Below are 12,904 nucleotides of genomic sequence, written 5' to 3' on the forward strand. Positions count from 1 at the left end.
ATGATTATCTAGTTATTTTCAATTTCTTTAACAATCTCATCAATCGCAACTCTTAGCTCATGTTGTCTTTTTACAATCTTTTCAATCTCTGCGTTAAGTTCTTTAATATCAATAACTTCTCTTGTATCTTCTGCAACAACATAACTTGAGACAGAGATGTTGTATTCATTCTCTGCAATTACTTTGTTGTCTACCAGCTTTGCGAAATACTCTTGATCTTCGCGCTTGGAATACGCATCAAGAATTTTTAATCTATTTGCCTCACTGAGCTTATTCTTATTGCCACCCCTTACAAATTCAGCAGAGGCATCTATAAAGAGTGTTTTGTTATCTTTTTTGCTCTTTTTAAGGACAATAATACAAGTTGCTATAGTTGTTCCAAAGAATAAGTCGGGAGGGAGTTGGATAACCGTATCAACATAATTGTTCTCAATGAGGTACTTACGGATTTTTTGTTCTGCACCACCTCTATACAACACTCCTGGAAACTCAACGATTGCAGCCGTGCCACTAGTTGAAAGCCACGACAGCATATGCATCGTAAAGGCTAAATCAGCTTTACTTTTTGGAGCAAGTACACCTGCTGGAGAAAACCGAGGATCATTGATTAAAAGCGGATTTGCATCACCTTCCCATCTTATCGAGTAGGGAGGATTTGAGACAATTGCATCAAAAGGTTCATCATCCCAGTGCTTTGGATCAGTAAGTGTATCACCATGTGCAATGTCGAAATTATTATAATTTACATCATGTAAAAACATGTTGATACGACAAAGATTATACGTAGTGAGATTTATTTCCTGACCATAAAATCCCTGTCGGACATTTTCTTTCCCTAGAACCTTTGCAAATTTGAGAAGAAGGGATCCAGAACCACATGCTGGATCATATACTTTGTTGACTTCCTTTTTTCCAATTGTTGTGATCTCTGCAAGCAATTCACTGACTTCTTGAGGGGTGTAAAACTCTCCTCCAGACTTTCCAGCATTTGAAGCATACATCGTCATCAAGAACTCATATGCATCACCGAATGCATCAATTGTGTTGTCTGAGTAGTTGCCAAGACGTAGTCCCGCAATCGCTTCAAGAAGTTTTACAAGCTTTTGATTTCTCCTTTCTACCGTATTTCCAAGTTTCCCCGAGTTCACATCAATATCGTCAAAGAGTCCTTTAAAGTCATCTTCACTATTTGCACCTTTTGCAGAGGCTTCGATGTTATTAAAGATTGATGCTAGAGTTTCATTGAGATTTGCATCGTTGCGTGCCTTTTTGACGACATTTTGGAATAACTCACTTGGTAAAATATAAAAGCCTTTTTCTTTGACAGTATCTGTTCTACCAAACTCAGCTTCTGAGTCCGATAACGATTTGTAATCAAATTCAGGTTTACCTGCTCTACGCTCTTCAGCATTGATATAATTGGTCAGGTTCTCACTGATAAAGCGGTAGAAAAGCATTCCCAAAACATATTGTTTAAAATCCCAACCATCAACACTACCTCGAAGGTCATTTGCTATCTGCCAGATTGTACGATGAAGTTCTGCACGTTCTTGTTCTTTTGTCATGTTAGTATTAGGTTTTATTGCCATATTTTAATTATATCAGTAGATTCATTGTTCAATTAATACTTCATAAACTTCTCCTTCTTACACTCCTATTCTACCACTTCTCTATCTATCAAATCACATAAACCCTCAAGGTACTTTTGTTATAATCAACCTAATACCATGTCTACTGAAATGGTTCGGGAAAATCTTTCTCGTTCACGCGAACTCCACCACCAGCTGGCTGCAGCCGGATATACTCACGGTTGTGTTGAAGTCTCTCTCACCGCTCTCGGAGCAACGATCAATCCGAGTTCTATCTCACCCGAAAGACAATCGCGTGATCTACAGGAATGTGTCAATGAAGCGGGATTTCAAGTCAATTGGATGGTAAGTGCCGATCACGAAATCGCCGGAGAAGATATTTCGGCTCTGTTTGGTGGAGTAATACCCCTAGAAGAGCAGGCTGGAGAAGGAGAAGTGCTGGGATACTTGTGGAGTGAACACTACCCCGACGCACCAGCGCATGTGATGGCGATACTGCAGGAAGATACGGATTCTTATGTAGTGGTAGACTCGGACAATCCTTTGGGACAAATGCATGTTCATGCTCAAGAGATCGCACATCTATCAAATTACGTGACACAACACGGGGGCCAATTCGGGATTTATCAGATCAAACAGCCTTCAGCATAACCGTTATCCCCCATCGAAGCACTTTCTAATCTTTTCACAAATAACTATCACGCGCTGAATTCAGAAAAATGTGCTCCGTCAGTGGCCATGTAGAGTTTGAGATTCATCGCACGCGCGAATGCGACTGCATTTCCATTATATACCTGTGCAGCGTAATCATCTGATTGTTGTGAGGCTTTCGAATATACGCGATTAAACCGTGGGGAGAAATCATTGTCAAAGAAATCCCGACACTTTAGCGCCCACTGCTGTATCCTCGCCTGCAAAATGTCAGGTTGATTGCCTACTTCCTCCAATAATGTACGCTGATATTCTTGAAGGTTTTGCTCTGAGTTTGCATTGAAAGCGGCCAGCATATGCTCAACTTTCCCCTTTCTTTTTCGCAGTTCATCCATTCGTTTTTGTTCTTCAGGAGAAGCTCTGTAGAAATCTCGTAATTCTTCAAATTCCGTCAGTCCCATAACAGGCGTCTCTGCGGTAGCAATAGCCAAAATCTGATAATCCGGACAAAGAACTGTTGAAGCATAATCATAGGGCATTTCGTCACTGAAAGCAGGAGTTAACATAGAACTAAAATCCTGGATTGAAAAAAAAGCATTTTTAGGGTGAGTATGAATATTTATGACAGGAATCCCTTTTTCCCGAATCACCATATTGTAATCATTAGAAGTCGATGTAATATCCCCAAAAGATAAAGGGGTTCTTTTGAGATTCCCTGATTCCCTATCAAAGAAAATTATGGTCGAACGTTCTCCGGCTGCTTTCTGATAGTAAATAGTTTTTAGCTCTTCTAACAATGTTCTACCTTCAGGTGTCGAAAGTAAAGCATACTGTTCTGTCAATGCAGCAAGATAAGAGTCTGCATCAGGCACCTCAGGAACATCTTCATAATTTTCATATAATTCCGTATGAACTCCTTCAAACACAGAAAAATCCAGCTGAGGAGGCAATTCATCAAAATGAAGTCTTCGATTTCTGAAAATGAGATAACTCAATACATCTTCATTTGAGACGGGTGGTTGTTCATACTTTGTGATGGGATATGATTTATGTTCTGTCATAGCAGGATATTATAACAAATGCATGTGTGTCAAGGCTTCAGACCGCACGGGCACATGTACTTTTCAATGTAGCTTTGAGCGTTTATTAAAAAATATTCTCACCTATTTCCCTTCCATGCACTTCTGCAACTCTACCTCGATGGCATCCTGGAGGATCGCGCGATAGGCGTCGGGGATTTCGCTGACATCTGCGACTGCGGCATTTGAGTAGACATTTTTCTTGGCCTGCCTTCTGCAGCGGGCTTCGGGAGAGAAGTACCAGCCGCCGATTACTATCGATAAGAAGAGAAATACCAAAAGGCTTTCTGTTTTCCTGACAGTCTCATGGAAAGCGTGCTTTTTGTAAACTGTTGAGCATAATATTCACTCATAGATTGCATACAAATGCTATACCATTCAGTTTACAAGATAACGTAATGATATTAAATATCAAACTGAAGTTTCTCCCTGATCAGCCGCGGTATACCAAGAACGCAGTATAGGCGATATATCCCAGGACCATGATGATCCCTTCTTTCCGGCCCAGAGTATGCCTTTGCCAAACGAAAATCGACACAAACAGGACCGCCGTCGCAACCCAGAGAATCATAATATCCACAATCTGAATACCCCGGATCGGAATGTCTTTGACAAATGAAGTCGCGCCGAGAATCAGGAAAATATTGAAAATGTTGGAGCCGACGATGTTTCCGACAGCAATATCGGCATTTTTTTTGCGTGCTGCGGCAATATTCGTAAAAAGTTCAGGGAAACTCGTCCCCGCCGAAACGAGCGTAAAACCGATCAGGGTATCACTGATATTCAGCATCCGGGCAAGGGCAATCACATTGTCAATCGCCACCTGGCTTCCGATCACCAGTGCCACAACACCCAAAATGATAAACAAAACAATCTTTCCCATACTCATCTTTTTTATCTCAATATCAGAATCACCCGACACTTTCGCAATACCGAACGTGTAATACAAAAAGATGATGAAAAAGGCAAGAAGAGTCAGACCGTCCGAGCGCGTGATCACACCCTCAATCTGAGATCCGGCAAGTATGATACTCTGAAACTGCCGCTCATCAATGAATGTCCGAAAACCAAGGATAAGGACAAAAATAGCCGCCAAAAAAGAAAACGGAATTTCCTTCCAAACCGTGTTTTTTTGGACTTTCAGCGGAAAAATGATCGCGCTTATTCCGAGAATGAGCAAAATATTGAAAATATTCGACCCAACCACGTTTCCCAGAGCAATATCCGTACTGCCCTTGAAAGCGCTTGTCATAGATACCAGAAGCTCAGGAGCCGAAGTCCCGAAGGAAACCACCGTCAGTCCGATCACCATCGGTGCAATGCCCCATTTGAATGCAAGAGAAGAAGCACCGTCTACCAGAAAATCCGCGCCCTTCACCAGAATCACAATACCGATAATAAATAAAATGAATTCAATCATTGATATCCTAATTGTATACAACAGTTATTCAGAGTCAATAAAAACTCAACATTCTCTCACATTACATTGCTCTGACTCATTTTGAAAAAATCCGAAACAGAAAAGTCAAAAGGATACTGGCAAGAATTGACGTCGTGATCGGGAAATAGAATGAAAAATTATCACGCTTGAAATAGATATCGCCCGGAAGTTTCCCCAAAAAAGGGATCGACGGCCCATAAGACATGAATATCCCCGCCAAAATGATGACTGCACCGAAAATAACAAGTAGCTTTCCCATATCCATAAACTCATTATACCTTCCCCTTGTGCCTGAATATCAAATACACACAATACTCTTACAAACTCACCTCATTTTTGCAAAGTGAGACTATAATAACATCAATTCTATAAGTTCATTTTTTTTCTTATGGCAATTGAAAGCTTTTTCCGTCGTTTGGGACTTCGAAGAGATCCCACAGCTCAAGATTATGGTGCTGCGGCAAGCATACTCGTCTATTCCAATCACGGATCGGAGCCCGCTGAAAGAAAGCAGAAGATATCCAAACAGGAACTCGCACAGTATCCGGGCCTCGAACAATACCCCGAAGCACTTGAATATTTAGCCCGGATCGGAGTATCACCGGCAGATTTACAATCTATCTATCCTGATTTTGAAGACTTCGCAGAAAGTGAATTTGATGACCGCGGACATGCATTCAGATACATGGAAGGTCCCTACCAGCACTATCGGCTTGATCGTGTGATCTTCCCATCAGATACGCATTACCCCTATACCCTTGCAGTCGACCGGCAGATGAGATATGCCCCCCACAGGCAGCATTCCTTCGGTCTTCTTTTGATGCCCGAAAGACGTATCCGAATGAATGTCTACCCTGACACCTCAGTATCCCTGCAGCTTCAGACTGCGACTCCTGACGATCTCACGGACATCGCTACCTTTTTCATCGACCCTGACGGCACAGTCGATTACAGTGAACATGCGATGCGTGCGAGTCATTTTCTTCATGATGATGAAAGGAAACATCAGGAACGTCCCGTACCGCAGCGGCTCGACACCCTCACCGACCCGAGCGCCCTACAGTCCATTCCGTATTTTTCACAGGAATATCTAGAACAGCAGTGGGACCTTACTGAAGCAGATATTGCCGTACCGAGTCAGGAGCTTGCACGAAAGATTCTGACTGCGCCTGTCGAGACGGGTGTGGACCTCAGAGCCATGCTTGCTCAGTAAGTATGTTTCGGGTTTGCCTTGGTAAGCTTGTAACCTTAAATTAGAATTTATGTTATCCTGACCGCCGATTGGCGGATTGATTCAGGAACCATATCATAATTATCGCTCGATACAATTTTTTATGCTCTGTGGGCGTGCTCGCCGGAATCAATAAGCTGCGCACCTCCCAATTCGCAAAAAAATTACATCTTCGCTCAAATTTATTTTCCTTTCATTCCAAACTTTGAGCCATAAGTTCATCGTCTCATGGACGGGTTTCAGATCTTATTGAAAGACAGTGCCGAACTCCCAATCCCTCTCTCAGACTCAATTCTCCTTTACAAACTATATATTATAGGCTATAATACATATTCAATGTGTAATTCTAAAGAAATTGCTATATTCGGCAACGGGCCGGGAAGCATATCCAGTGCAGATGCACTCACAAACTCCGGTCACCGGGTGACCCGTATTGTCCCCGATACACCGCAAGGCAACAGCCGCTCGATTTATTCTACCTCAACCGGTATTTATCGTGATGTAATGGACACCTATTGTCCTCCCGAATATCGTAAACCGCTCCCTACCATGCGAATCTATACCGTCAACGGTACTGATTTCAGCGTCGAGACAGGCACTGACTATTTTATGGTCAATTACCCGAAGCTGACGGAAGATGCAAACGCCAGACTGAACGGCAAAGAAAGTATCACGGTAGAGAGCTATTCATCAAATGAGCTCAGGCATGTGAAGGTACGGGAAAACCAGAACGGAGTCGAAGTCACCATAGACGGGGGCAGAAGGCAGTTTGATGCCGCAATTGACAGCACCGGGGCGGGCAGATCCATCATGGCTCACGTCGCACCGGAAGTCGCAAAACGCGATAAAATCGCTGAATATGTCTATGCAGGGCAGTATCCGGGAACCTTGGCTCAAGATGAAATGATACTCGTCTGGGATAAGACGGGAGCTACCTCCTGGATAAACCCCAGCATTTACACGGGACCGAACGGTGAACCGCTTCTTGATATCGTATATTCGGCATGGGGATGGGAATCCTTTTTTCCCCAATTTCTGAATGAAGCAGACACCAGACTCAGGCACCTTGTCGATTTTGCGGAAACAATACCGGGCCTTCAATTGATTGACAATCACCCCATCGAACTTACGGCAGGAAAAATACTTTCCGAAGGATTGTACAAGCCTGACACACAACATGTATATGCAGTCGGTGAAGCGGCAGGCGTCGCCAAGCCGAAAAGCGGTGAATCATTCAACAGGACGCTCCTTAGCGGTGTCGTCACGGCAGAGGCAATCGATCAGAATCATACTCCTCTGCAGGTACATGACAGACTCAAGCAGTTCTGGCCGAACGACTATCAGTTTCTGGCTTTCACGCTTGCGAGACTGCGTGAACAGCATACGGGCAATACCAGCAAACTGATGGATACCATGGGCAACTGGTTCAAAAACGGATCAGTCGATCAGGAATTTATCAAACAAATGGAAGATTACATCATAAAAGGAAGCATTTCTCCGGCTTTGCTTCAGCGTTTCGTGACTAATCCGGTATTTTTGCAGACAGTCGTGCACACCATGCTGACCTACGCCAGAATCAAGGTATTCGGCATGAGCTCATTCCCCCGGAAATGGACACTCGGAAACGTACCCCAACAGGCCCCTGCATACAGCTCGTAAGTCAGAATACAAACGGGATCAGCCGTTTTGTGTGCATTTTATATTCGACATAATCATCCCCGAACCGCTTTCGCAGCATTTGTTCTTCGTACAGCATTTTTACCAGGAGATCAATGACAAGAGTCACGAAAATGCCGATTCTGAGAGGCGTATATTGATTCACCAGCATCGCCGCTCCCATCAGAATCACGGAAAGATACATCGGATGCCTGATAAAACGGTAAATGCCGTTTGTCACAAGCTTCGCTTCAGGATCCACTTTCGGAGAAATCCGAAGCTTACTCCGGCGCATCGCCTGCAGAGCAAACATCCCCGTCACGGCAGCTGCCATATACAATCCGAGTGACAGATAGGACTCTGGCAAAATCGGAGCCGATAAAGCCAGTAAGACAAGTGAAACAAATTGAACAACAACCATTAAAACAGCCATATCTTATGATACATAATCACTATCCATATCTGAATCGTTTTTCATAAAATATTCACAACTATCTCATAATAGATTGTTATAATACTCAAATGACAGTACAACTTGAATCATTACGGGTTACGGAACAATCACCGATTGAAGCGGACGTCATATGCCTGAATGAGTACGGAGACCGAAGATACGTATTTCGGGCAGAAGATCCCCGTCACCCTCACATCAAAAGAACGGCATTTCAGGGACTTACTCTGTATGGAGAATGGATAGAACTTTTTGAGGTGACGGAAGAAAAGTATAAAGGGCAGAATCCGTTGTATACATTGGGAATCCATGTCATAGACGGTCCGAGCGAAGACGGAAAAGGAACGACTTTGACAAAAATGTTTTACGGAAATGCAAGATCAGGCTGGGAAGAAGGCTGGAGGACTCAAGTGCGATCCAATGTACCGACCACATTTGATGAAATGAGAGAAATGAAAGCACAGATATTGACAAAGCAACAGCTTCCGCAGATTGTAGATACAGAGGCAACGGTCCGTGCTTTTTTTCAGCAAATCGAAGCAAATGATTTTTTGACTCCGGCACTGTTCGTATCTGACTATCTGCCTGAAAAAGGAGTTTGAACCATATGAAATAAGCCGACACGTTCAAGACACTCATACATCCGATACTCTGCCATCTGCATTTCGTGTTCTATTGATGAAAGATCTCCGTGCAAATCCGGATCCTGTTCGAGGACTTCCAACGGATATCCGACAAGCGCCAATGCACGGTAATCTTCATATACGCCGGGATCGATTATCCTCTCATCCATTTCCCTCGGTGTCATACGCCGTACAAGGGTCTTACTGAACATTTTGCTTGTGTCACATACCGTAAACATTTCCTGCCGTCCTTTATGATGATTCATCACTCCGATGACATGCAGCTCCGGACCTTTAAGAGTGCGTTCAACAGTAGCCATCAAACCGCCGATATAATAACCGCCGTCGTTATGATGTGAAATCTGCCTTTGAACATTTCGAAAAAAATAAGAAGGGGTCATTTCGGGTTCCATGGCATGTGTTGCCGTGAAATTCCCTTTTCGGGCATGCTCTACCGCGACACATGCTGCGATATCTACGAGAGATTGTGCGTTATTATCCAGCACTGCAAGAGTTGATAGTTCATGTGGTGTCTGCTGTGACAATGCGTGAACGACTGCTGAGGCACAGTTAATGTACGGTTTGTCTTCTTTTATGTGCCTGTATGCTTCAAGTACTGACATTTTTTCAGGGAATAATTCAAAGAGATTATAAAGACGCGACTTGTGCGTGTCAATATACATTAAAAACTGTCTTCTTACAAGTCTTTCACAGTAGAGCCGCTATAGTAAAAAAATTGAGCAAAAAGAAAGGAGGTGAAAATATGAAAAAACTTATCGGATTTCTGACTTCGTTCATCGCACTCGCATTCATTGCAGTTCCTGTATTCGCTTCAACCGCTTCAGTCAACTTTGATACTCCCACTTTTACAACGGGGAATATCAACGGACAAAACAATTGGATGAAAACAGGACCGTACGATGTTGAAGTTGAAACTAATACTTACGGTATTCCGTCATTCGGTGATCAGACACTGCGCATCTCCAACGCTGTCACCAGCAGTTCGTTCGGCGACCATACGTTCGCAGAACCGCTTGCTGATGCAGTAGGAGAAGCAGACGCTACCGCCAACGGTTATCCGGAAGGAGTACGTCAAACACGGTTTGACATGCAGTTTGATATTGCATCTACCTCCCCGACCGAACAACCGGGAATGTTCCTTTCAGTGTCTCCAGATCGCGGAGACGGTTCCCGTATGAGTTACCTCAGTTTTACTGATACCTCAGCCGGAATCGATGTGGCATTTTATGATGTCCAGGGTACTTCGAGTCCTGCAAACTTTGTAGGAACGTCAATTGCAACTCTTGACAGAACAGTCCCGCATACAATCCGTCTTGTGATGGATGTCATGGACGGTCCGTCAAACGACGTTGTGGAAGTCTACATTGACGGAGTTCTGGTTCACACCGGAACGTCATGGGAGAATTATTATCGATTTGATACTGAAGCATCTGCCGAACAAAGTCCCCGAATTGTACGCACAGTACTCTTTAGGACTTCGGGCACTGCTATACCTGCAAACGCAGGGAACGGTTTCCTCTTCGATAATCTCACCATGGAATCCGCAGCAACACCTGCACCCGACACCGAAGCACCTGATGTCGAAATCACCGCTCCCGCAGACGGAGCAGTGCTGACAGGCACGGTCGATGTCCGCGGAACAGTCACTGATGACAATCCCTGGAGATACTACACCGTAGTCCGGGATGCATCAAATGCGGTTGTCGCCGGACCGGGTACTGTCTATGACAGCAACTCGTTCACTGATCAATCCCTCTTCATGTGGGATACCACTGCAGTTCCTGACGGCACATACACAATCCGTCTCGAAGCACGTGATCAGTTCGACAACAAGGATGCCGGATCAGTCGATGTTATTACCGTTGAAGTAAACAACATCATCGGTCCGCCGACAGACAAGAATGAATGTAAGAACGGGGGATGGATGACATTCAATAGTCCTACATTCAAGAACCAGGGACAATGCGTAAGCTACGTCCAATCAAATGAGAAGGCCGGAAAGAGATAATGTATCTTTTCACCTGATCGACTAAACACCCTCTGAAGCTAGCCGGAGGGTGTTTTTTTGGGTTATATTTTCATCCTGCATTGGTTTCAAGATCTGTGTTTATAAGCTTGTAACCGAAAATTTGTTCGGAAGTGAACTCTCCGCCAGCTGGCGGATCGAACATCCACTTCACTCACAAATTTTGATTACTGCGCTTAACAAGTAGCTTTTCTGTGTGCTCGATGAAATTTTTTTGCGACTTGGGAGGTGCGCAGCTGACAGATTCTGGCGAGCACGCCCACAGAGCTAAAAAAATCACATCGAGACTAAAGAATTTACTTAGAATCCCGAACCTGTTCATAAGACGATAAACCAGAGCTCAGAATTCGGGATGACAAATACATGTCAATATATCAACAATCTTCTTATGAATAAGTTACGAAAGATATGGCACTCATAGGGAACTAACATCTATGAGTAAATGGGGAGGAGATCAGCTTCGAGTAATTAGGAGTTATGACTGGCAGTACAATAGAGATCTTATGAAAAAGATACGATCTCTATCAGACTACAATCAGTCAGATGTAGCACAAATCAGAAACGATGTTCTGACATTTGCAGAGAAGTACGGGATACAAGCTGCAGTTGATGCATATGGGATATCACGAAGGACATTGTTTCGATGGAGGAAGAGACGGCGAGATTCAGAAGGGCAGTTGGATAGCCTGATACCAGAGACAACCAAGCCAAAGACACCCCGACGTATGGAGACTCACCCGAAGGTCATATCCTTTATCAAAGAGATTCGAGAACAATACTTTTGTTTGGGAAAGGAGAAGATCAAGCCCTTACTTGATGAGTATTGCCTACAGGAAGGAATTTCAACTATATCTGAGTCAACCATTGGAAAAGTGATCAAAAGACACAACCTGCAGCGCAAGACCTACCGGATCTATCACAATCCAGCAAGTGGCTTTGCAAAACGGAAAGTAAAGTACCGACAGAAGGTCAAGCGGTCTCCCAAGGTGGAAGATACCGGATACATTGAGATTGATACCATCACGAAGTTTGTACACGGAATCAAGCTGTATGTCTTCAATGCAGTGGACATCAAACTCAAATTCCAGTTCTCCTACGGATACTCAAAACTCAACAGCCGAAACGGTGCTGATTTTATGAGAAGACTGGAACTAGTATACCCAATACAAGATGGTATAAAAACCATACAAACAGATAACGGCCTCGAGTATCTGGGAAACTTCCATGACTATCTGGAAGAAAACAATATCCCACACCTCTTTATCTACCCCAGATGTCCCAAGATCAATGCCTTTATTGAGCGAGCAAACAGAACACTCCAGGAAGAATTTATGAACCCCTACATCTATACCAAGTGGACCGGTATCGGATCATTCAATCGTCACCTTATTGAATACCTCGTCTGGTACAATACAAAGCGAGTTCACAAAAGCCTGAACAATATTTCACCTATGGATTACCTATTATCTATTTTACCTAAAGAGTGCCATATGTATGGAACTCATACATCTTATTGACAATTTTGTACAGCTGTACTAAATTGAAGTATACTATTAGTTCAGCTGTACGATATGAAAGACGACAAATACGACATCCTAAGACGGTTCTACTTTAAATACCACTACATTCCGTCATTCCGTGAAATGAAAGACCTCTTTCACCTGCAGTCTCCCGGTGCAGTCGGCTACTGGATCAACCACTGGAAAGAAGAAGGATTTTTGGAAGTAAACAAAGAAAAGCTTATTCCGACGGACCGTTTTTTTGAATTTCCCCTTCTGGGTTCCATTCAGGCGGGTTTCCCGCAGGATGAACAGGAGAATTACGAGACGGTAACGCTTGTTCCGTTTACGATTGAAAATCCTGCCGACACCTATGTTCTGAAGGTCAGAGGAGATTCAATGGAAGGCGCCGGAATCATAGAAGGAGACCTTGTCGTTTTGGACAAATCCCTCCGTCCCCAAACGGCCGACATCGTCGCCGCTTTTATTGATGATGAATGGACACTCAAATACTATTTTGATAAAAACGGAAGAATATATTTGAAGGCCGCAAATAAAAAATATCCTGACATTTTCCCGAAGCGTAAGCTTGAAATCGGCGGCGTTGTCATCAAGGTTGTCAGAGAATACCGATAAC

13 protein-coding genes are annotated in these 12,904 nt (G+C 43.6%); 7 read left to right on the forward strand and 6 right to left on the reverse strand.

Annotated features, from left to right (window positions below):
- Window positions 1-8 precede the first annotated feature (8 nt).
- Complete coding sequence (locus IPM65_06435) at window positions 9-1,565, reverse strand: type I restriction-modification system subunit M (GenBank protein ID QQS44729.1); 1,557 nt, start codon at window positions 1,563-1,565, stop codon at window positions 9-11.
- Window positions 1,566-1,727: 162 nt separating this feature from the next.
- On the opposite strand from IPM65_06435, the gene IPM65_06440 reads away from it, so the two are divergent.
- Entirely contained in the window at window positions 1,728-2,240 is a 513-nt protein-coding gene (locus tag IPM65_06440; protein QQS43744.1) for a hypothetical protein, read from the forward strand.
- 47 nt (window positions 2,241-2,287) lie between these two features.
- Here IPM65_06440 and IPM65_06445 read toward each other — a convergent pair whose 3' ends face one another.
- From IPM65_06445 to IPM65_06455, 3 genes are all read right to left on the reverse strand, one after another.
- A complete protein-coding gene (locus IPM65_06445) occupies window positions 2,288-3,301 on the reverse strand; it encodes a hypothetical protein (protein ID QQS43745.1) in 1,014 nt (337 codons plus the stop codon).
- 451 nt (window positions 3,302-3,752) lie between these two features.
- Window positions 3,753-4,739 carry a calcium/sodium antiporter gene (locus IPM65_06450; protein ID QQS43746.1) on the reverse strand — a complete coding sequence of 329 codons (987 nt, stop codon included), beginning with the start codon at window positions 4,737-4,739 and terminating at the stop codon, window positions 3,753-3,755.
- Between the two features lie 76 nt (window positions 4,740-4,815).
- Window positions 4,816-5,025 carry a DUF2905 domain-containing protein gene (locus IPM65_06455; GenBank protein QQS43747.1) on the reverse strand — a complete coding sequence of 70 codons (210 nt, stop codon included), beginning with the start codon at window positions 5,023-5,025 and terminating at the stop codon, window positions 4,816-4,818.
- 123 nt (window positions 5,026-5,148) lie between these two features.
- On the opposite strand from IPM65_06455, the gene IPM65_06460 reads away from it, so the two are divergent.
- Window positions 5,149-5,973: a hypothetical protein gene (locus IPM65_06460; protein ID QQS43748.1), complete on the forward strand. Its 825-nt coding sequence runs from the start codon at window positions 5,149-5,151 to the stop codon at window positions 5,971-5,973.
- A 354-nt stretch (window positions 5,974-6,327) separates the two neighbouring features.
- On the forward strand, window positions 6,328-7,650 hold the full coding sequence (locus tag IPM65_06465) for a hypothetical protein (protein QQS43749.1): 1,323 nt from the start codon (window positions 6,328-6,330) through the stop codon (window positions 7,648-7,650).
- A gap of 1 nt (window position 7,651) precedes the next feature.
- Here IPM65_06465 and IPM65_06470 read toward each other — a convergent pair whose 3' ends face one another.
- The gene (locus IPM65_06470; protein ID QQS43750.1) at window positions 7,652-8,080 is read right to left on the reverse strand and encodes an isoprenylcysteine carboxylmethyltransferase family protein; all 429 of its coding nucleotides are present in this window, start codon (window positions 8,078-8,080) and stop codon (window positions 7,652-7,654) included.
- Window positions 8,081-8,169: 89 nt separating this feature from the next.
- Between IPM65_06470 and IPM65_06475 the strand changes: the two genes are divergently transcribed.
- Window positions 8,170-8,700 (forward strand): hypothetical protein, encoded by a 531-nt coding sequence (locus IPM65_06475; protein ID QQS43751.1) that lies wholly within the window; start codon window positions 8,170-8,172, stop codon window positions 8,698-8,700.
- On the opposite strand, the gene IPM65_06480 is transcribed toward IPM65_06475, so the two are convergent.
- Window positions 8,676-9,344, reverse strand: a complete 669-nt coding sequence (locus IPM65_06480) for a hypothetical protein (protein ID QQS43752.1) — start codon at window positions 9,342-9,344, stop codon at window positions 8,676-8,678. The two genes, IPM65_06475 and IPM65_06480, sit on opposite strands and share 25 nt — an antisense overlap.
- Window positions 9,345-9,484: 140 nt before the next feature.
- Between IPM65_06480 and IPM65_06485 the strand changes: the two genes are divergently transcribed.
- From IPM65_06485 to IPM65_06495, 3 genes are all read left to right on the forward strand, one after another.
- Window positions 9,485-10,750, forward strand: coding sequence for a hypothetical protein (locus IPM65_06485; protein QQS43753.1), 1,266 nt, complete (start codon window positions 9,485-9,487; stop codon window positions 10,748-10,750).
- A 452-nt stretch (window positions 10,751-11,202) separates the two neighbouring features.
- Entirely contained in the window at window positions 11,203-12,285 is a 1,083-nt protein-coding gene (locus IPM65_06490) for a transposase (protein QQS43754.1), read from the forward strand.
- Between the two features lie 54 nt (window positions 12,286-12,339).
- Window positions 12,340-12,903, forward strand: coding sequence for a LexA family transcriptional regulator (locus IPM65_06495; GenBank protein QQS43755.1), 564 nt, complete (start codon window positions 12,340-12,342; stop codon window positions 12,901-12,903).
- The last annotated feature ends 1 nt before the right edge of the window (window position 12,904 follow it).

It is taken from the genome of Candidatus Roizmanbacteria bacterium (genome assembly GCA_016700135.1).
In the GTDB taxonomy this organism is placed as follows: domain Bacteria; phylum Patescibacteriota; class Microgenomatia; order UBA1406; family GWC2-37-13; genus UBA1450.